Origin of the sequence: Streptomyces sp. NPDC087300, from assembly GCF_044744425.1 — a bacterium.
Classification (GTDB): Bacteria; Actinomycetota; Actinomycetes; order Streptomycetales; family Streptomycetaceae; genus Streptomyces.
Window position 1 is genome coordinate 979,095 of the sequence record NZ_JBIUYI010000004.1, and the last position, 20,002, is coordinate 999,096.

A 20,002-nucleotide genomic window follows, 5' to 3' on the forward strand; every position below is an offset into this window, starting at 1 on the left:
GTGATCGCCCTCTCCCTCGCCGAGATCGCCACCGTCGTCGGCGGGCAGACGTACGACATACCGGATCCAGCCGTTTCGGTCACCGGGCCCGTGGTCCGTGACTCCCGTGAGGTGGTGCCCGGCAGCCTCTTCGTCGCCTTCGTCGGCGAGCGCGTGGACGGCCACGACTACGCCGCCGACGTCGTCGCGGCGGGTGCCGTGGCCGTCCTGGCAGCGCGGCCCGTCGGCGTGCCCGCCATCGTCGTCGACGATGTGCAGGCGGCGCTCGGCGCCCTGGCGCGGCACGTCGTGGAGCGGCTCGGCGCGACCCTGGTCGCGCTCACCGGATCCGTCGGCAAGACCAGCTCCAAGGACCTGCTCGCGCAGGTCCTGCGGCGGCACGCGCCGACGGTCTGGACGCCCGGCTCGCTCAACAACGAGATCGGGCTGCCGCTGACCGCGCTCAGCGCCACCGACGAGACGCGGTTCCTCGTCCTGGAGATGGGGGCGCGCGGAATCGGCCACATCCGGTACCTCACGGGCCTCACGCCGCCGAAGATCGGGCTCGTCCTGAACGTCGGCACCGCCCACATCGGCGAGTTCGGCGGCCGCGAGCAGATCGCGGTCGCGAAGGGCGAGCTGGTGGAGTCGCTGCCCGCGGACGGTGCCGCGGTCCTCAACGCCGACGACCCGCTCGTCCGCGCGATGGCATCGCGCACCAAGGCGCGCGTGCTGCTCTTCGGAGAGGCCGCCGACGCCGACGTTCGAGCGGAGAATGTCCGGCTCACGGAGAATGGACAGCCCGCTTTCACGCTGCACACACCCTCCGGGTGCAGCGACGTGACCTTGCGGCTGTACGGTGAGCACCACGTGTCGAACGCGCTTGCCGCGGCCGCCGTCGCCCATGAGCTGGGCATGTCCGTGGACGAGATCGCCCTCGCGCTCTCCGAGGCGGGCACGCTGTCCCGCTGGCGGATGGAGGTCACCGAGCGCCCGGACGGCGTGACGATTGTCAACGACGCCTACAACGCGAACCCCGAGTCCATGCGAGCCGCCCTGCGCGCGCTCGTGGCCATGGGCAAGGGACGCCGTACGTGGGCGGTGCTCGGTCACATGGCCGAGCTCGGGGACGAGGGTCTCGCCGAGCACGACGCGGTCGGACGCCTTGCCGTCCGGCTCAACGTGAGCAAGCTCGTGGCAGTCGGGGGCAGGGAAGCGTCCTGGCTCCAACTGGGCGCATACAACGAGGGTTCGTGGGGTGAGGAGTCGGTGCACGTGTCCGACGCACAGGCGGCGATCGACCTGTTGCGCAGCGAGCTGCGCACAGGAGACGTCGTGCTGGTGAAGGCGTCCAGATCGGTCGGCCTGGAGAAGGTCGCCGCGGCGCTGTTGGAGAACCACACCGAGGGCGAGGTCTCCGGTCGATGAGGCAGATCCTCTTCGCGGGTGTGATCGGGCTCTTCCTGACCCTGGTCGGCACCCCGCTGCTGATCAAGCTCCTGGCCCGTAAGGGCTATGGCCAGTTCATCAGGGACGACGGCCCGCGCGAGCACCACAGCAAGCGCGGTACGCCGACCATGGGTGGCATCGCCTTCATCCTCGCCACGCTCATCGCGTACTTCCTCACGAAGGTCATCACCGGCACGGAGACCACGCTCTCCGGCCTGCTGGTGCTCTTCCTGATGGCGGGCATGGGCCTCGTCGGCTTCCTCGACGACTACATCAAGATCGTCAAGCAGCGCTCGCTCGGTCTGCGCGCCAAGGCGAAGATGGCGGGCCAGCTGATCGTCGGCATCGGCTTCGCCGTCCTGGCGCTGAACTGGCCGGACAACCGCAACCAGACCCCGGCCTCCACCAAGCTGTCGTTCGTCACGGACTTCGGCTGGTCGATCGGCCCGGTCCTGTTCGTGGTCTGGGCGCTGTTCATGATCCTCGCGATGTCGAACGGCGTGAACCTCACCGACGGCCTCGACGGTCTCGCCACCGGCGCCTCCGTGATGGTCTTCGGCGCGTACACCTTCATCGGTGTCTGGCAGTACCAGGAGTCCTGCGCCAACGCGAACACGCTGACGAACCCGCAGGCCTGTTTCGAGGTCAGAGACCCGCTGGACCTCGCGGTCGTGGCCTCCGCCCTGATGGGTGCCTGCTTCGGCTTCCTGTGGTGGAACACCTCGCCCGCCAAGATCTTCATGGGCGACACCGGTTCGCTGGCCCTGGGCGGCGCGCTCGCGGGTCTCGCGATCTGCTCCCGCACCGAGCTGCTCCTCGCGCTGCTCGGCGGCCTCTTCGTCCTGATCACCATGTCGGTGGTCATTCAGGTCGGCTCGTTCCGCCTCACCGGGAAGCGCGTCTTCCGCATGGCGCCACTCCAGCACCACTTCGAACTAAAGGGGTGGTCCGAAGTCCTTGTGGTGGTCCGCTTCTGGATCATCCAGGGCATGTGCGTGATCGTCGGCCTGGGTCTCTTCTACGCGGGATGGGCAGCCGAAAAGTGACCACTGTGTCCGAGTGGCAGGGCAAGAACGTCACCGTCGCCGGTCTCGGCGTGAGCGGCATCAGTGCCGCCCGCGCCCTGGCCGGCCTCGGCGCGTCGGTGACCGTCGTGGACGGCGGCTCCGGAGAGGCGCATCAGGAGCGCGCCGCTTCTCTTGAGGGCGACGGCATCTCCGTACGCCTGGGGGATGCGGAAACGCTTCCCGACGGCACCGACCTGGTGGTCACTTCGCCGGGCTGGAAGCCGTCGTCGCCGCTCTTCGCGGCGGCCGCCGACGCGGGCGTGGACGTCGTGGGCGACGTCGAGATCGCCTGGCGCCTGCGCGGCCCCGACGCGGCCCCCTGGCTCGCCATCACGGGCACCAACGGCAAGACCACCACGACACGGATGCTCGCCGCGATCCTGACCGCGGCGGGGCTGCGCACGGCGGCCGTCGGCAACATCGGCACCCCGATCGTGGACATCGTCCTCGAAGGCGACGACGCCTACGACGTGCTCGCCGTCGAGCTCTCCTCGTACCAGCTGCACTGGGCGCCTTCGCTGCGCGCCCACTCCGCGGCCGTCCTGAACCTCGCGCCCGACCACCTCGACTGGCACGGCTCCATGGAGGCGTACGCCGCCGACAAGGGCCGCGTCTACGAGGGCAACCACGTGGCGTGCGTCTACAACGTCGCCGACGAGGTCACCGAGGACCTGGTCCGCGAGGCCGACGTCGAAGAGGGCTGCCGGGCCGTCGGTTTCACGCTGAACGCGCCCGCCCCCTCGCAACTGGGCGTCGTGGACGGCATCCTGGTCGACCGTGCCTTCGTGCCGGACCGCCAGAAGCAGGCCCAGGAGCTCGCCGAGATCTCCGACGTCCAGCCGCCCGCGCCGCACAACATCGCCAACGCGCTGGCCGCCGCGGCCCTCGCGCGGGCCTTCGGCGTGCAGGCCACGGCCGTACGCGACGGTCTGCGCGCCTTCCGCCCCGACGCGCACCGCATCGAACACGTCGCCGATGTCCAGGACGTCGCGTACGTCGACGACTCCAAGGCGACCAACACCCACGCCGCGGAAGCCTCGTTGGCGGCGTACGAGTCGATCGTCTGGATCGCGGGCGGGCTCGCCAAGGGCGCCACCTTCGACGAGCTGGTCACCAAGTCGGCGAAGCGGCTGCGCGGCGCCGTCCTGATCGGCGCCGACCGCGAGCTGATCAGGGAAGCCCTCGCGCGACACGCGCCCGAGGTCCCGGTCGTCGACCTCGACCGCACCGACACTGGTGCGATGTCCGAGGCGGTACGGCGGGCGGCAGAGCTGGCCCGGCCGGGGGACACCGTCCTGATGGCCCCGGCCTGCGCCTCGATGGACATGTTCACGAACTACAACAAGCGTGGTGAAGCGTTCGCGGACGCCGTCCGCGCACTCGGCTCCACGAGCGCCTGACCGGGCTTCCCGCCCGGCGGGCGCCGGGCACACCCTTGGGAGGGGAACGTGGCCAGGTCTTCCGTGCGGGTCGCCAAACGACCGGCTCCGGTACGCGCCAGAGGTGCCTCCCACCCTCCGGGCGAGAGCGGGCCCAGGCGGCTCTACACCCGGGCCCGCAAGGCCTGGGACCGGCCGCTCACGGCGTACTACCTCATCTTCGGCAGCAGCCTGCTGATCACCGTGCTCGGCCTGGTGATGGTCTACTCGGCCTCGATGATCCAGGCGCTCCAGCTGAACCTGCCGGCGTCGTACTTCTTCCGCAAGCAGTTCGTCGCCGCCGTGCTCGGCGCGATCCTGCTGCTCGTCGCGATGCGGATGCCCGTCAAGCTGCACCGGGCGCTCGCCTACCCGATGCTCGCGGTGACCGTCTTCCTGATGGTCCTCGTGCAGATCCCCGGGATAGGGCGCAGCGTCAACGGCAACCAGAACTGGATCTACCTGGGCGGGCCCTTCCAGCTCCAGCCCAGCGAGTTCGGCAAGCTCGCGCTCGTCCTGTGGGGCGCCGACCTGCTCGCGCGTAAACACGACAAGCGGCTGCTGACCCAGTGGAAACACATGCTGGTGCCGCTCGTCCCGGTCGCCTTCATGCTGCTCGGGCTCATCATGCTCGGCGGCGACATGGGTACGGCGATCATTCTCACCGCGATCCTCTTCGGCCTGCTCTGGCTGGCGGGCGCCCCCACGCGGCTGTTCGCGGGCGTGCTCTCCATCGCGGGGCTGCTCGGTGTGATCCTCATCAAGACGAGCCCCAACCGCATGGCCAGGCTCGCCTGCATCGGCGCCACGGAGCCGGGCCCCGGAGACCAGTGCTGGCAGGCCGTGCACGGGATCTACGCCCTGGCCTCCGGCGGATTCTTCGGTTCCGGTCTCGGCGCGAGTGTGGAAAAATGGGGTCAACTGCCTGAACCGCACACCGACTTCATCTTCGCCATCACCGGGGAAGAACTCGGCCTGGCAGGGACACTGTCGGTGCTCGCTCTGTTCGCGGCTCTAGGCTATGCGGGTATCCGCGTGGCCGGACGCACGGAGGACCCCTTCGTGAGGTATGCCGCGGGAGGTGTGACCACCTGGATCACGGCCCAGGCCGTGGTCAACATCGGTGCGGTGCTCGGCCTGCTGCCGATCGCCGGTGTCCCGCTCCCGCTGTTCTCCTACGGGGGTTCGGCCCTGCTGCCGACCATGTTCGCCATCGGGCTCCTCATCGCGTTCGCGCGATCGGACCCCGCTGCGAAGGCGGCCCTGGCCATGCGGCAACCTCGGGTGAGATGGAACACGATGCGACGGCGCGTCAAGGCGCGTTCGTCCGGAGAGCGGTGAATTTCGGTGCATGTCGTACTCGCCGGTGGGGGGACCGCCGGCCACATCGAGCCCGCGCTCGCCCTCGCGGACGCCCTGCGGAGGCAGGACCCGACCGTGGGCATCACGGCCCTGGGCACGGAGCGTGGACTCGAGACCCGGCTCGTACCCGAGCGGGGCTACGAACTCGCGCTGATCCCGGCCGTACCCCTGCCGCGCAAGCCCACCCCTGAGCTGATCACCGTGCCGGGACGGCTGCGCGGCACCATCAAGGCGGCCGAGCAGATCCTGGAGCGCACCAAGGCGGACTGCGTGGTCGGCTTCGGCGGCTACGTCGCGCTGCCCGGCTACCTCGCGGCCAAGCGGACCGGTACGCCGATCGTCGTGCACGAGGCCAACGCGCGCCCCGGCCTCGCCAACAAGATCGGTTCGCGGTACGCCTCCGGGGTGGCCGTCGCCACCCCCGACAGCAAGCTGCGCAACTCCCGCTACATCGGCATCCCGTTGCGGCACACCATCGCCACGCTCGACCGGGCCAGGGTCCGCCCGGAGGCGCGCGCCGCCTTCGGCCTCGACCCCAACCTGCCGACGCTGCTCGTCTCGGGCGGCTCGCAGGGCGCACGGCGGCTCAACGAGGTCGTCCAGCAGGTCGCGCCCGTGCTCCAGCGCGCGGGCATCCAGATCCTGCACGCGGTCGGTCCGAAGAACGAATTGCCGCAGGTACAGCAGATGCCGGGGATGCCCCCTTACATCCCGGTACCGTACGTGGACCGGATGGACCTCGCGTACGCCGCGGCCGACATGATGCTCTGCCGCGCGGGCGCGATGACCGTGGCCGAACTCTCCGCCGTCGGGCTCCCCGCCGCCTACGTCCCGCTGCCGATCGGCAACGGCGAACAGCGGCTCAACGCCCAGCCGGTGGTCAAGGCGGGCGGCGGACTGCTGGTCGACGACGCGGAACTGACGCCCGAATGGGTCCAGGGCAACGTGCTCCCCGTGCTCGCCGATCCGCATCGGCTGTACGAGATGTCCCGCGCCGCCTCGGAGTTCGGCCGCAGGGACGCCGACGAGCTGCTCGTCGGCATGGTGTACGAGGCGATTGCGTCACGCCGTAACGCGTGAGAAGGCAGGGGACCGTGGCCGGACCGACCACCGCCGAACGGCAGCAGAAGAAGTCCGGCCCGCCCCGCCCGCAGCGCGTCCGCAGGCCCCGCCTGCCGCGCTCGCGCACTCTGATCGTGGCCCTGGTGATCGCCGTGCTCCTCACCGGGGCCGGCGTCTGGGTGCTGTACGGCTCCCAGTGGCTGCGCCTGGAGCGCGTGACGGTCTCGGGCACCCGGGTGCTGACTCGGGAAGAGGTCCGCGAGGCGGCCCGAGCGCCCGTCGGGGCCCCACTGATTTCGGTCGATACGGATGCCCTTGAAGACCGGCTGCGCTCGAAATTGCCCCGAATTGACTCGGTTGACGTCGTGCGGTCCTGGCCGCACGGAATCGGTCTCAAAGTGACGGAACGTAAGCCCGTTCTCCTCATCGAAAAGGGCGGAAAGTTCGTCGAAGTGGACGCCAAGGGAGTGCGATTCGACACGGTCGGGCGCGCGCCGAAGGGCGTACCACATCTCGAATTGACGCCGGATCACGAACACGGGGCGGCCAGCCTGCGCAGGTTCGGCCCCGACCGGCTGCTGCGCGAGGCCGTGCGGGTCGCCGGTGACCTGCCCGAAGCGGTGGCCAGGGACACCCGGAACATCAAGGTCCGTTCGTACGACTCCATCTCGCTGGAGTTGCGCGGCGGGCGTGACGTCGCGTGGGGCAGCGGCGAGAAGGGGGACGCGAAAGCCTCCGCCCTGCTCGCGCTGATGAAAACCACGCCCAAGGCACGGCACTTCGATGTGAGCGTCCCCACCGCCCCTGCGTCATCGGGGAGTTGACGTGCATCACCGCAGGCCAGCACCCTGGTTCGGCATCGCTACGGCTGATCACATAGGGTGAAAAGAAAAACGGGAGGTTCGGCGTGTTCGTTGAACGTGCGCCACTTGTCGACTTAGTGTCCTGTTCGGAAGAGTCCAAGGAACAGACACACTGGTAACCCTAAACTTCAGCGTTAGGGTTCGGGTCGGCGTTCGGACCGTCCCATTCGGCATCAGTCGTCGTGTCGCGCCAGAGCGAAACGGCGACACGTAACTCGAGGCGAGAGGCCTTCGACGTGGCAGCACCGCAGAACTACCTCGCAGTCATCAAAGTCATCGGTGTCGGCGGCGGTGGTGTCAATGCCATCAACCGGATGATCGAGGTCGGTCTCAAGGGCGTCGAGTTCATCGCCATCAACACCGACGCGCAAGCCCTGTTGATGAGCGACGCCGACGTCAAGCTCGACGTCGGCCGTGAACTCACCCGCGGCCTCGGCGCCGGCGCCAACCCGGCCGTCGGCCGCAAGGCGGCGGAGGACCACCGCGAGGAGATCGAGGAGGTCCTCAAGGGGGCCGACATGGTCTTCGTCACCGCCGGCGAAGGCGGTGGCACCGGCACCGGCGGCGCACCCGTCGTCGCCAACATCGCGCGCTCGCTCGGCGCCCTCACCATCGGTGTGGTCACCCGGCCGTTCACCTTCGAGGGACGCCGTCGCGCCAACCAGGCCGAGGACGGCATCGCGGAGCTGCGCGAAGAGGTCGACACCCTCATCGTCATCCCCAACGACCGGCTCCTGTCCATCTCGGACCGCCAGGTCTCCGTCCTCGACGCCTTCAAGTCGGCGGACCAGGTCCTGCTCTCCGGTGTCCAGGGCATCACCGACCTCATCACCACGCCCGGCCTGATCAACCTCGACTTCGCCGACGTCAAGTCGGTCATGTCCGAGGCCGGTTCGGCACTCATGGGCATCGGCTCGGCCCGCGGCGACGACCGCGCGGTGGCCGCCGCGGAGATGGCGATCTCCTCGCCGCTCCTCGAGGCGTCCATCGACGGCGCGCGCGGCGTGCTGCTCTCCATCTCCGGCGGCTCCGACCTCGGTCTCTTCGAGATCAACGAGGCGGCTCAGCTGGTCAGCGAGGCCGCGCACCCCGAGGCCAACATCATCTTCGGCGCCGTCATCGACGACGCCCTGGGCGACGAGGTCAGGGTCACCGTGATCGCGGCCGGCTTCGACGGCGGACAGCCACCGTCCAAGCGGGACACCGTCCTTGGCTCGGCGTCCGCCAAGCGCGAGGAGCCGGCGCCGGCGTCCCGGCCCGCCGAATCGTCGCGCCCGGCCTTCGGCGGACTCGGCAGCGTCACGCCGCGCGAGGAGCCCTCGGCCCCGGAGCCCGCGGAGGCGGCCCCGGCGAACGAGGCACCGTCCGCGCCCGCGACGCCGCCGCAGGTTCCGCCGGCCCGTCCCTACCAGGACAGCCAGGCCGAAGAGCTGGACGTGCCGGACTTCTTGAAGTGATAAGCAAGCACAGCACCGTGAGCGGCGCGCACTTCGCCTTCACCGACAGGTGGGGCGGAGTGAGCGCCGTTCCGTACGAAGAGCTCAATCTCGGCGGAGCGGTGGGCGACGACGCCGAGGCCGTGCGCACCAACCGCGCACTGGCCGCCAAGTCCCTGGGCATCGACCCGGCCAGGGCGGTCTGGATGAACCAGGTGCACGGCCGGGACGTCGCCGTGGTGGACGGGCCCTGGGGGGCCGACGCCGAAATCCCCGCCGTCGACGCGGTGGTGACCGCCCGCAGGGGGCTCGCCCTCGCGGTCCTCACCGCCGACTGCACGCCCGTTCTGCTCGCCGATCCGGTCGCCAAGGTCGCGGCCGCGGCGCACGCCGGCCGCCCCGGCATGGTGGCGGGGGTCGTTCCGGCCGCCGTCGAGGCCATGGTGGAACTCGGCGCGGACCCGGCCCGCATCGTCGCCCGCACGGGACCCGCCGTCTGCGGGCGCTGTTACGAAGTGCCCGAGGCGATGCGCGCCGAGGTGGCCGCCGTCGAGCCGGCGGCGTACGCCGAGACGAGCTGGGGTACGCCCGCGGTCGACGTGACGGCGGGGGTGCACGCACAACTGGAGCGGCTCGGCGTGCGCGACCGGGAGCAGTCGCCGGTGTGCACGCTGGAATCCGGTGACCACTTCTCGTACCGCCGCGACCGCACCACCGGTCGTCTCGCGGGCTATGTCTGGCTGGACTGATAAGGCATGACGGACCGAAAGTCTGAACTCGCGGCGAATCTCGCGGCGGTCGAGGAGCGCATCGCCGCAGCGTGCGCGGCCGCCGGGCGCAAGCGGGAGGAAGTGACCCTGATCGTGGTCACGAAGACCTACCCCGCCAGCGATGTGCGGATCCTGTCGGAACTCGGTGTGCGCCACGTCGCGGAGAACCGTGACCAGGACGCGGCGCCGAAGGCGGCCGAGTGCGCCGACCTTCCCCTTACCTGGCACTTCGTCGGCCAGTTGCAGACCAACAAGGTCCGTTCCGTGGTCGGTTATGCCGGTGTGGTGCAGTCCGTGGATCGTCCCAAGCTCGTCACAGCTCTGTCGAAGGACGCGGTCCGCGCGGAGCGCGAGCTCGGCTGTCTCATCCAGGTCGCGCTCGACGCCGAGGAGAACGGCCGGGGCGAGCGCGGGGGCGTCGGGCCCGGCGGAATCGAAGAGTTGGCCGGCCTCGTGGCCGGGGCGCCGGGTCTGCGGCTCGACGGTCTGATGACCGTCGCACCGCTCACCGGACCGTACGCGGGACGGCAACAGGCGGCGTTCGAGCGGTTGATGGAATTCTCAACCCTCATGCGCGCGACTCATCCTGCTGCGAACATGGTGTCGGCAGGGATGAGTGCGGACCTCGAACAGGCCGTGGCGGCCGGGGCGACACATGTGCGCGTCGGTACGGCGGTACTCGGAGTCCGACCCGGGCTCGGGTAACGTCGCCAAGAAGTCGGACCACAGCAGAAAATATGGTCATTCTCGCTGTTGGGCGGGGATACCTCGTGGATCGCGGGCAGTTGGTGACGACAGCCGATCCACCACAGAGCGGAGGACTCAGAGCATGGCCGGCGCGATGCGCAAGATGGCGGTCTACCTCGGCCTCGTGGAGGACGATGGGTACGACGGTCCGGGGTTCGACCCCGACGACGAGTTCGAACCCGAGCCGGAGCCCGAGCGGGAGCGCAGGCGGCATGAGCCGCCGCATCAGGCGCACCAGCCCCACCAGTCACAAAGGGACGAATCGGTACGAGTGGTGCAGCCTCCCGCTCAGCGTGAACCGGCGGCCCATTCCGCTTCGCTGGCCGCGGAATCGGGACGTCCGGCACGAATCGCCCCCGTGGCATCTATCACACCTGAACGCCAGAGCCTGGAGAAGAACGCACCGGTGATCATGCCCAAGGTCGTGTCCGAGCGGGAGCCCTACCGCATCACCACGTTGCACCCGCGGACCTACAACGAGGCCCGTACCATCGGGGAACACTTCCGTGAGGGCACTCCGGTGATCATGAATCTGACCGAGATGGACGACACCGACGCGAAGCGACTTGTCGACTTTGCCGCCGGTTTGGTCTTCGGTCTGCATGGCAGCATTGAGCGAGTGACGCAGAAGGTGTTCCTGTTGTCGCCTGCTAACGTCGATGTAACGGCGGAGGACAAGGCTCGCATCGCAGAGGGCGGGTTCTTCAACCAGAGCTGAGACGCAGTAGAAGCAGTAGTTGCTCTAGACGCAATATCGGAACGACGAAGTACGAGTAAGCAGGGGAGAGGGAAACCCGAACATGGGCGTGGTCTTGCAGGTGCTCTACATCGCGCTGATGTGCTTCCTCATCGTGCTGATCTTCCGGTTGGTCATGGACTACGTCTTCCAGTTCGCCCGCTCATGGCAACCCGGCAAGGCGATGGTGGTCGTTCTGGAGGCCACCTACACTGTCACTGATCCACCGCTCAAGCTTCTGCGGCGGTTCATTCCGCCGCTGCGTCTCGGGGGCGTGGCGCTCGACCTGTCCTTCTTCGTACTGATGATCATCGTCTACATCCTGATCACCGTCGTCAGGTCGGTGTCTGTGTGAACGATACGGTCTTGCCGAATGCCGACGACTACGTTGAGGTGAAGAGATGCCGTTGACCCCCGAGGACGTGCGGAACAAGCAGTTCACGACCGTCCGCCTCCGAGAAGGCTATGACGAGGACGAGGTCGATGCCTTCCTCGATGAGGTCGAAGCCGAACTGACCCGTCTCCTACGTGAGAACGAGGACCTGCGCGCCAAGCTCGCCGCGGCCACCCGTGCCGCCGCGCAGAACCAGCAGCAGGGCGGAATGCGCAAGGGCCCCGACGGGCCTCAGGACCAGCGCGGTCCCGGCGCCCCCGTGCCTGCCGCAATATCGGGCCCGCAGCCGGTCCCGCCGCAGCAGCAGATGGGTGGCCCGATGGGCGGCCCGCCGCAGCTGCCGGGTGGCGCGCCGCAGCTGCCCGCAGGCCCCAGTGGCCACGGCCCGCAGGGCGGTCCGCAGGGTCCCGGTCCGATGGGGCAGGGTCCGATGGGCCAGGGCCCGATGGGTCAGGGTTCGATGGGCGGCCCGATGGGCGGTCCCATGGGCGGCCACGGTCCGCAGATGCCGCAGCCCGGTCAGGGCCCCGGTGGCGACAGCGCCGCCCGTGTCCTCTCCCTCGCGCAGCAGACCGCCGACCAGGCGATCGCGGAGGCCCGTTCCGAGGCCAACAAGATCGTCGGCGAGGCCCGTTCGCGCGCCGAGGGCCTCGAGCGTGACGCCCGTGCCAAGGCCGACGCCCTGGAGCGGGACGCGCAGGAGAAGCACCGCGTCGCGATGGGCTCCCTGGAGTCCGCCCGCGCCACGCTGGAGCGCAAGGTCGAGGACCTGCGCGGCTTCGAGCGCGAGTACCGCACGCGTCTGAAGTCCTACCTGGAGTCGCAGCTGCGTCAGCTGGAGACCCAGGCCGACGACTCGCTGGCCCCGCCGCGTACGCCGGCCACCGCCTCGCTGCCGCCGTCCCCGGCGCCGTCGATGGCTCCGGCCGGTGCGGGTGCCCCGTCCTACGGCGGCAACCAGTCGATGGGTGGCAACAACCAGCCCGCCGGCGGTCCGTCCTACGGCGGCCAGCAGCAGATGTCCCCGGCGATGACCCAGCCGATGGCACCGGTGCGGCCGCAGGGCCCGGCGCCGATGCAGCAGGCTCCGTCGCCGATGCGTGGCTTCCTCATCGACGAGGACGACAACTGACGGGCGCTATCACGCCTTAGGCGTCGGCAGCGTTCAGGGCGGGGCCCCCAGATTTTCTGGGGGCCCCGCCCTTTTGCGTGGCCCCGTGGCCCCGGTCGTCCTGGTCTGGTCGTGGGGTGCAGAAACGTTCATCTGTGCGTGGGTACGCAACGCCGAAGGCCCGGTCCCGCCAAGAATCTTGGCGGGACCGGGCCTTCGGCGTGCGGTCTTCGTGCGGGTGCCTACGGCCCCTGCCGGTGCTTACGCCTTGCGGAGGCGGAAGCTCAGCTTCAGGGAGTCGTCGGTGAACGGCTGCCCGAAGGTGTCGTCCGCCTCGCCCTGGGCGAAGTCCGTGGCGAGGACCTCGTCCGAGATCAGCTCGGCGTGGTCGGACAGGGCGGTGATGACCGCCGGGTCCGTGGCGGTCCAGCGCAGCGCGATCCGGTCCGCGACGTCCAGGCCGCTGTTCTTGCGGGCCTCCTGGATCAGGCGGATCGCGTCCCGGGCCAGACCGGCGAGCCGCAGCTCCTCGGTGATCTCCAGGTCGAGCGCGACCGTGGCACCCGAGTCGGACGCCACCGACCAGCCCTCGCGCGGGGTCTCCGTGATGATGACCTCGTCCGGGGCCAGCGTGACCTTCTCGCCGTCGACCTCGACGGACGCCGTGCCCTCGCGCAGGGCCAGGGACAGCGCGGCGGCGTCGGCCTCGGCGACGGCCTTGGCGACCGCCTGGACGCCCTTGCCGAAGCGCTTGCCCAGGGCCCGGAAGTTCGCCTTGGCGGTCGTGTCGACCAGCGAACCGCCGACCTCGGAGAGCGACGCCAGCGACGAGACGTTGAGCTCCTCGGTGATCTGGGCGTGCAGCTCCGGGTTGAGCGCGTCGAAGCCGGACGCCGCGACCAGCGCGCGCGACAGCGGCTGGCGCGTCTTGACGCCCGACTCCGCGCGCGTGGCCCGGCCGAGCTCGACGAGACGGCGTACGAGAACCATCTGCTGGGACAGCCGCGGGTCGATGGCGGAGAGGTCCGCCTCCGGCCACGAGGCGAGGTGCACGGATTCCGGGGCGTCCGGGGTGACCGGCACGATCAGGTCCTGCCAGACGCGCTCGGCGATGAACGGCGTCAGCGGGGCCAGCAGCTTCGTGATCGTCTCGACGACCTCGTGCAGGGTGCGCAGCGCCGCCTTGTCGCCCTGCCAGAAGCGGCGGCGGGAGCGGCGCACGTACCAGTTGGAGAGGTTGTCGACGAAGACCGAGAGGAGCTTGCCCGCGCGCTGGGTGTCGTAGCTGTCCAGGGCCTGGGTGACCTGGTCGGTGAGCGCGTGCAGCTCGCTGAGGAGCCAGCGGTCCAGGAGCGGGCGCTCCGCGGGCGCCGGGTCGGCGTCGCTGGGGGCCCACTTCGACGTACGGGCGTAGAGCGCCTGGAAGGCGACCGTGTTCCAGTACGTGAGGAGCGTCTTGCGGACGACTTCCTGGATCGTGCCGTGGCCCACGCGGCGGGCCGCCCACGGGGAGCCGCCCGCGGCCATGAACCAGCGCACCGCGTCGGCGCCGTGCTGGTCCATGAGCGGGATCGGGTCCAGGGTGTTGCCCAGGTGCTTGGACATCTTGCGGCCGTCCTCGGCGAGGATGTGGCCCAGGCAGACCACGTTCTCGTAGGAGGACTTGTCGAAGACCAGGGTGCCCACGGCCATGAGCGTGTAGAACCAGCCGCGGGTCTGGTCGATGGCCTCCGAGATGAACTGCGCCGGGTAGCGGCTCTCGAAGAGCTCCTTGTTCTTGTACGGGTATCCCCACTGCGCGAACGGCATCGAGCCCGAGTCGTACCAGGCGTCGATGACCTCGGGGACGCGCGTGGCGGTCTCCTGGCAGGTCGGGCAGGGGAAGGTGACCGCGTCGATGAACGGGCGGTGCGGGTCGAGCTCCGACTGGTCGGTGCCCGTCAGGTCGCTGAGCTCCGCGCGCGAGCCGACGCAGGTCAGGTGGTCGTTCTCGCAGCGCCACAGGGGCAGCGGGGTGCCCCAGTAGCGGTTGCGGGAGAGCGCCCAGTCCACGTTGTTGTTCAGCCAGTCGCCGAAGCGGCCGTTCTTGACCGAGTCCGGGAACCAGTTGGTCTTCTCGTTCTCCTGGAGGAGACGGTCCTTGATCTCCGTGGTGCGGATGTACCAGGAGGGCTGCGCGTAGTAGAGGAGCGCCGTGTGACAGCGCCAGCAGTGCGGGTAGCTGTGCTCGTACGGGATGTGCCGGAAGAGCAGACCGCGGTCCTTGAGGTCCTCGGTCAGCTTTTCGTCCGCCTTCTTAAAGAAGACACCGCCTACGAGCGGTACGTCCTCTTCGAAGGTGCCGTCCGGGCGGACCGGGTTCACCACGGGAAGGCCGTACGCACGGCAGACCTTGAGGTCGTCCTCACCGAAGGCGGGGGACTGGTGGACCAGACCCGTACCGTCCTCGGTCGTGACGTACTCCGCGTTGACAACGAAGTGCGCCGGAGCGGGGAACTCCACCAGGTCGAAGGGGCGTTGGTAGGTCCAGCGCTCCATCTCGGCACCGGTGAAGCTCTCGCCGGTGGTCTCCCACTCCTCGCCGAGGGCCTTCTCCACGAGGGGCTGGGCGACGACGACCTTCTCCTCGCCGTTCGTCGCGACGACGTACGTGACGTCGGGGTGCGCGGCGACGGCGGTGTTGGAGACCAGGGTCCAGGGGGTCGTCGTCCAGACCAGGAGGGTGGCCTCGCCCGCGAGGGGGCCCGAGGTGAGCGGGAAGCGGACGTAGACGGACGGGTCGACGACCGTCTCGTAGCCCTGCGCCAGCTCGTGGTCCGAGAGGCCCGTGCCGCAGCGGGGGCACCAGGGGGCGACGCGGTGGTCCTGGACGAGGAGGTCCTTGTTGAAGATCTCCTTCAGGGACCACCAGACCGAGTCGATGTACTCGGGGTTCATCGTGCGGTAGGCGCCGTCGAGGTCGGTCCAGTACCCCATGCGGGTCGTGAGCGCGGCGAAGGCGTCGGTGTGCCGGGTCACGGACTCGCGGCACTTGGCGTTGAACTCGGCGATGCCGTACGCCTCGATGTCCTTCTTGCCGTTGAACCCGAGCTCCTTCTCGACCGCGAGCTCCACCGGCAGGCCGTGGCAGTCCCAGCCGGCCTTGCGGGCCACGTGGTAGCCGCGCATGGTGCGGAAGCGGGGGAAGACGTCCTTGAAGACGCGGGCCTCGATGTGGTGGGCGCCCGGCATGCCGTTGGCGGTCGGCGGGCCTTCGTAGAACACCCACTCGGGGCGGCCCTCGGACTGCTCAAGGCTCTTGGCGAAGATCTGCTGCTCGCGCCAGAAGTCGAGCACGGCGTGCTCGAGGGCGGGCAGGTCGACCTGGGCGGGCACCTGGCGGTACTGCGTCATCGATCCTCCGGCGGATGTGCTGCCTTCCGTCGGAGGGACGAGAGCCGTCACGCCCTGTCAGGCGCGCTCCCGCGGTACCACCCTCCTTGGCTCTCCGGAACGGGGTCTGTGCCGGTGAGCCCCCTCATTGGGGTCGCGATACCGGGTCTACTCGCCTCCGCTGCGGGCGTCGGCTTTCCTCCGGCGGCTCCGGGGTGATCTTCACGTCGCGCTGGCCCCCGGGCTCACACCGTCCCCGGGTCGCTCATGGCTGCGTACGCCGCTACTCGTCCCCATCCACGCTTCTCGCTGTCGCCCAGTGTACGGCGCCCGGACGAGGGCGGCCGACCGGTTTTCCGGGAGCCCGCGGGGGCGCGGGTCCGCGCGGGCCGACTGACCCGAATGGCGAGACGCGGACCGAGCGGATCCGGGCACGCTCCGGCCAGCGGATTACCCGGCAGGGAGTTGGGCACAACGCATGCAGACTCGCCGCGCGGCACCCGCGGGGCGGGCGAATCGGGCGGCGTGCCCCGTTGCCGCGGGCCTGGAGTCGATTTATCGTCCCAGCACGATGCGCGAGCAAGATCACAATATGTGAAGGGGCCGCGGCCATGGTGGCGAAGAAGACCGCCGTACAGCAGTCGGCGTCCGGCAGATCCACAGGCGCGGCCGCTGCGACGGCCAAGGATGTGAGCGGCAAGAAGAGCGCGCACGGGGCCAACGGCGCGCACGCGACGAGCGGCGCGCACGGGACGCGCGCGGCGGCGGGCGAGAAGGCGTCCTCGGCGTCCTCGGCGTCCTCTCAGGCTTCGGAGTCCTCTGCGTCCTCTGCATCCTCTGGGGAGGGGGCGGAGCCGGCGGCGCCCAAGGCGGCGGCCAAGAAGACCGCAGCCAAGAAGACGGCCGCCAAGAAGGCCGTGTCCAAGGAGGCGGCCGGTAAGGACGCGGTGGGGAAGCAGGCTGCGGTGAAGAAGTCCGCAGCCAAGGAGACGCCCGCCAAGGAGGCGGCGTCCGCCGAGGAGCCTCCGGCCAAGGACGGTGCGGCTGACAAAGCCGTCGCCAAGAAGGCGGCTGCCAAGAAGACCGCCACGAAGAAGGCGGTGGCCAGGAAGGCCGTCGCCAAGAAGACGGCCGACAGCGGGGCGGTGGCTCCGGAGACGGCGGCCGACGACACTTCTGAGAGCGCTGCCAAGAAGACCGCTCCGGCCAAGAAGACGAGCGCCAAGAAGACGGCCGCCGAGATCGGCAGCACGAAGAAGAGCACGGCGAAGAAGAGCACCGCGAGCAAGAGCACGGCGACGAAGACGGCCGCGTCCGCGGCCGAAGGTGCGGCTGAGGCCGCGGAGACGACGGGAGCCACGACGGTGGTTGCGAAGAAGACTCCGGGCACGGCGACCGCAGCGAAGAAGCCGACGGCGGTGCCGAAGGCGCGTGCCGCCGCGGTGGAGCCCGGCGAGCTTGCGGTCCGCCCCGGTGAGGACCCCTGGACTCCGGAGGAGGTCGACGATGCCCGCGCCGAGCTCCAGAGCGAGGCGTTGCGGCTCGGCAGCGAGATCGCCTCGTCGGAGGAGTCGCTGGCCGGTCTGATGCGGGACTCCGGGGACGGCGCGGGCGACGACGACGCGGACACCGGCACGAAGAACATCACGCGCGAGCACGAGATGGCACTCGCCGCCAACGCGCGCGAGATGCTCGTCCAGACCGAGCGCGCCCTGGAGAGGCTCGACGCGGGGACGTACGGGCTCTGCGAGAACTGCGGCAATCCGATCGGCAAGGCCCGGATGCAGGCCTTCCCGAGGGCCACCCTGTGCGTGGAGTGCAAGCAGAAGGAGGAGCGCCGCTACTGAGTGCGGCCTGGGCGCCTGGGGCCGTAGGTGTGTGCCGTACCCTCGTCCCCAGTCAGGTACCTAGGTTGAGGGACTCACGTGGCAGAGGCGGAGCGCATCATCGGTACGCCGGACATCCCTGAGGCGGCTGGGGCCGAGCCGGAGCAGTCCGTCTCGGGCTCCGACGAGACCCCGAAGGGCACGTCCGGCGGGACCTCGGCGGACACGTCGGACGGCACGGCGGGCGGGCCCGCGGCGGACTCCGACGGCGCCAAGGGTGCCGATGGCGCCAAGGCGGCGTCCGGGGAGGCCGACGGCGCGGCGGCGGAGAAGTCCGGTGACGCGATGGCGGGGACGTCCGGCGATGAGGCGGACGGCGCGGACGGGCCGAACGGCAAGGGCAAGCGGAAGATCGCCGTGCTGTTCGTGGTGGCCGTCTTCGCGTACGCCCTCGACCTGATCAGCAAGATGATCGTGGTCGCCAAGCTCGAGCACCACGAGCCGATCGACGTCATCGGCGACTGGCTCCGCTTCAACGCGATCCGCAACGCGGGCGCCGCCTTCGGCTTCGGCGAGGCCTTCACGGTGATCTTCACCTGCATCGCCGCGGGCGTCATCGTGGTGATCGCCAGGCTCGCCCGCAAGCTCTACAGCCTGCCGTGGGCGATCGCGCTGGGCCTGCTGCTCGGCGGCGCGCTCGGCAACCTCACCGACCGTCTCTTCCGCTCGCCCGGCGTCTTCGAAGGCGCGGTCGTGGACTTCATCGCCCCCAAGGGCTTCGCGGTCTTCAACCTCGCGGACTCGGCGATCGTCTGCGGCGGCATCCTGATCGTGCTGCTGTCCTTCCGCGGCCTGGACCCGGACGGGACCGTCCACAAGGACTGAGGCTCCCGGTAGGGCCCCGTGCCACGGGTGCAGGGGCCCGTGTGACCGGGTGTGCGCGGGCCTGTGGTGCGGGAGTGTCGGTGGGCTCCTGCATACTCAATGGGTGAGCACGATTCCCGAGATCCGTACCCTGCCCGTGCCGGACGGCCTTGAGGGCGAGCGCGTCGACGCCGCCATCTCGCGCATGTTCGGGTTTTCCCGTACGAAGGCCGCCGAGCTCGCCGCGGCGGGGAAGGTCTCGGTCGACGGCTCGGTGGTCGGGAAGTCCGAGCGGGTGCACGGCGGCGCCTGGCTGGAAGTGGAGATGCCGCAGGCTCCCGCTCCGGTGCAGATCGTCGCCGAGCCCGTCGAGGGCATGGAGATCGTGCATGACGACGACGACATCGTCGTGATCGTCAAGCCGGTCGGCGTGGCCGCGCACCCGAGTCCGGGCTGGACGGGGACGACCGTGATCGGCGGCCTCGCGGCGGCCGGCTACCGGATCTCCACCTCCGGTGCGGCCGAGCGCCAGGGCATCGTGCACCGCCTCGACGTCGGCACGTCCGGCCTGATGGTGGTCGCCAAGTCCGAGCGCGCGTACACCTCCCTGAAGCGCCAGTTCAAGGAGCGCACGGTCGACAAGCGCTACAACGCGCTGGTCCAGGGCCACCCCGACCCGATGAGCGGCACCATCGACGCCCCCATCGGCCGGCACCCGAACCACGACTACAAGTGGGCGGTCACGGCCGAGGGCAAGCCCTCCGTGACGCACTACGACCTCATCGAGGCCTTCCGCGCGGCCTCCCTGCTCGACATCAAGCTGGAGACGGGGCGCACGCACCAGATCCGCGTCCACATGTCGGCACATCGACACCCGTGCGTCGGCGACCTGACGTACGGCGCGGACCCGACCCTCGCCAAGCGGCTCGGCCTCACCCGCCAGTGGCTGCACGCGGTCAGGCTCGGCTTCGAGCACCCGGGCGACGGCCAGTGGGTGGAGTACGAGAGCGGCTACCCAGAGGACCTGCAGACGGCGCTCGACCGCGTCCGGGCGGAGAGCTCGTGAGCGGCGTGGCCGTTCGCGTCGCGGAGAGCACGGAGGACCTGGAGTCCTGCTTCGCCGTCCGCAAGGAGGTCTTCGTGGCCGAACAGCAGGTGCCCGAAGACCTTGAGTACGACGAGTACGACGCCGGGGCGGTGCACGTCCTGGCCATCCGCGACGACGGTGTGCCGCTGGGCACCGGACGGCTCCTCACCGGTGCCGCGGCCGCCGCGAAGAACGGCGGGGACGCGGGCGTGGGCGCGCTCGGCAGGCTCGCGGTGACGCGGGCCGCGCGCGGGCTCGGCGTCGGCGCGGCCCTCGTGCGGGCCATCGAGGACGCGGCACGCGCGCGCGGTCTGACGGCGGTGGACCTGCACGCGCAGACGCACGCCCTGGGCTTCTACGAGCGCCTCGGCTACGAGGTGTACGGACCCGAGTTTCCCGACGCGGGCATTCCGCACCGTGCGATGCGGAAACCGCTGGCCTAGCTGGCCTAGCTGGTTT

17 protein-coding genes are annotated in these 20,002 nt (G+C 69.9%); 16 read left to right on the forward strand and 1 reads right to left on the reverse strand.

Going from position 1 to position 20,002, the window contains the following annotated elements:
• The 12 genes from murF (at window position 1) to ACIO9J_RS20195 (ending at window position 12,415) form a co-directional block, all read left to right on the forward strand.
• The gene (gene murF / locus ACIO9J_RS20140; RefSeq protein ID WP_402000872.1) at window positions 1-1,407 is read left to right on the forward strand and encodes a UDP-N-acetylmuramoyl-tripeptide--D-alanyl-D-alanine ligase; all 1,407 of its coding nucleotides are present in this window, start codon (window positions 1-3) and stop codon (window positions 1,405-1,407) included.
• Window positions 1,404-2,474, forward strand: coding sequence for a phospho-N-acetylmuramoyl-pentapeptide-transferase (gene mraY, locus ACIO9J_RS20145; RefSeq protein WP_098241964.1), 1,071 nt, complete (start codon window positions 1,404-1,406; stop codon window positions 2,472-2,474). The genes murF and mraY overlap by 4 nt, the downstream gene beginning before the upstream one ends.
• A 5-nt stretch (window positions 2,475-2,479) precedes the next feature.
• On the forward strand, window positions 2,480-3,895 hold the full coding sequence (gene murD, locus ACIO9J_RS20150) for a UDP-N-acetylmuramoyl-L-alanine--D-glutamate ligase (protein WP_402001151.1): 1,416 nt from the start codon (window positions 2,480-2,482) through the stop codon (window positions 3,893-3,895).
• Between the two features lie 48 nt (window positions 3,896-3,943).
• Window positions 3,944-5,254: a putative lipid II flippase FtsW gene (gene ftsW, locus ACIO9J_RS20155; protein ID WP_402000875.1), complete on the forward strand. Its 1,311-nt coding sequence runs from the start codon at window positions 3,944-3,946 to the stop codon at window positions 5,252-5,254.
• Window positions 5,255-5,260: 6 nt separating this feature from the next.
• A complete protein-coding gene (murG, locus tag ACIO9J_RS20160; RefSeq protein ID WP_098241961.1) occupies window positions 5,261-6,355 on the forward strand; it encodes an undecaprenyldiphospho-muramoylpentapeptide beta-N-acetylglucosaminyltransferase in 1,095 nt (364 codons plus the stop codon).
• Window positions 6,356-6,369: 14 nt separating this feature from the next.
• Window positions 6,370-7,161: a cell division protein FtsQ/DivIB gene (locus ACIO9J_RS20165; RefSeq protein WP_402000878.1), complete on the forward strand. Its 792-nt coding sequence runs from the start codon at window positions 6,370-6,372 to the stop codon at window positions 7,159-7,161.
• A 275-nt stretch (window positions 7,162-7,436) separates the two neighbouring features.
• Window positions 7,437-8,657: a cell division protein FtsZ gene (gene ftsZ / locus ACIO9J_RS20170; protein WP_402000881.1), complete on the forward strand. Its 1,221-nt coding sequence runs from the start codon at window positions 7,437-7,439 to the stop codon at window positions 8,655-8,657.
• A gap of 17 nt (window positions 8,658-8,674) precedes the next feature.
• Complete coding sequence (pgeF, locus tag ACIO9J_RS20175; protein ID WP_402000884.1) at window positions 8,675-9,385, forward strand: peptidoglycan editing factor PgeF; 711 nt, start codon at window positions 8,675-8,677, stop codon at window positions 9,383-9,385.
• Between the two features lie 6 nt (window positions 9,386-9,391).
• On the forward strand, window positions 9,392-10,111 hold the full coding sequence (locus ACIO9J_RS20180; RefSeq protein ID WP_402000887.1) for a YggS family pyridoxal phosphate-dependent enzyme: 720 nt from the start codon (window positions 9,392-9,394) through the stop codon (window positions 10,109-10,111).
• Window positions 10,112-10,235: 124 nt separating this feature from the next.
• On the forward strand, window positions 10,236-10,871 hold the full coding sequence (locus ACIO9J_RS20185) for a cell division protein SepF (protein WP_402000889.1): 636 nt from the start codon (window positions 10,236-10,238) through the stop codon (window positions 10,869-10,871).
• An 82-nt stretch (window positions 10,872-10,953) separates the two neighbouring features.
• Window positions 10,954-11,244, forward strand: coding sequence for a YggT family protein (locus ACIO9J_RS20190; RefSeq protein WP_402000892.1), 291 nt, complete (start codon window positions 10,954-10,956; stop codon window positions 11,242-11,244).
• Window positions 11,245-11,290: 46 nt separating this feature from the next.
• Window positions 11,291-12,415, forward strand: coding sequence for a DivIVA domain-containing protein (locus ACIO9J_RS20195; protein WP_402000895.1), 1,125 nt, complete (start codon window positions 11,291-11,293; stop codon window positions 12,413-12,415).
• 240 nt (window positions 12,416-12,655) lie between these two features.
• Here ACIO9J_RS20195 and ileS read toward each other — a convergent pair whose 3' ends face one another.
• Window positions 12,656-15,787, reverse strand: coding sequence for an isoleucine--tRNA ligase (gene ileS / locus ACIO9J_RS20200; RefSeq protein ID WP_402000898.1), 3,132 nt, complete (start codon window positions 15,785-15,787; stop codon window positions 12,656-12,658).
• Window positions 15,788-16,377: 590 nt separating this feature from the next.
• Between ileS and ACIO9J_RS20205 the strand changes: the two genes are divergently transcribed.
• The 4 genes from ACIO9J_RS20205 to ACIO9J_RS20220 all read left to right on the forward strand — a co-directional run bounded on the left by ACIO9J_RS20205 (window position 16,378) and on the right by ACIO9J_RS20220 (window position 19,986).
• Entirely contained in the window at window positions 16,378-17,613 is a 1,236-nt protein-coding gene (locus tag ACIO9J_RS20205; RefSeq protein WP_402000901.1) for a TraR/DksA family transcriptional regulator, read from the forward strand.
• A gap of 78 nt (window positions 17,614-17,691) precedes the next feature.
• The gene (lspA, locus tag ACIO9J_RS20210; RefSeq protein ID WP_402000904.1) at window positions 17,692-18,477 is read left to right on the forward strand and encodes a signal peptidase II; all 786 of its coding nucleotides are present in this window, start codon (window positions 17,692-17,694) and stop codon (window positions 18,475-18,477) included.
• Window positions 18,478-18,580: 103 nt separating this feature from the next.
• On the forward strand, window positions 18,581-19,522 hold the full coding sequence (locus ACIO9J_RS20215) for an RluA family pseudouridine synthase (protein WP_402000907.1): 942 nt from the start codon (window positions 18,581-18,583) through the stop codon (window positions 19,520-19,522).
• Window positions 19,519-19,986 (forward strand): GNAT family N-acetyltransferase, encoded by a 468-nt coding sequence (locus ACIO9J_RS20220; protein WP_402000910.1) that lies wholly within the window; start codon window positions 19,519-19,521, stop codon window positions 19,984-19,986. Before ACIO9J_RS20215 ends, ACIO9J_RS20220 begins: the two co-directional genes overlap by 4 nt.
• Window positions 19,987-20,002: the final 16 nt, after the last annotated feature.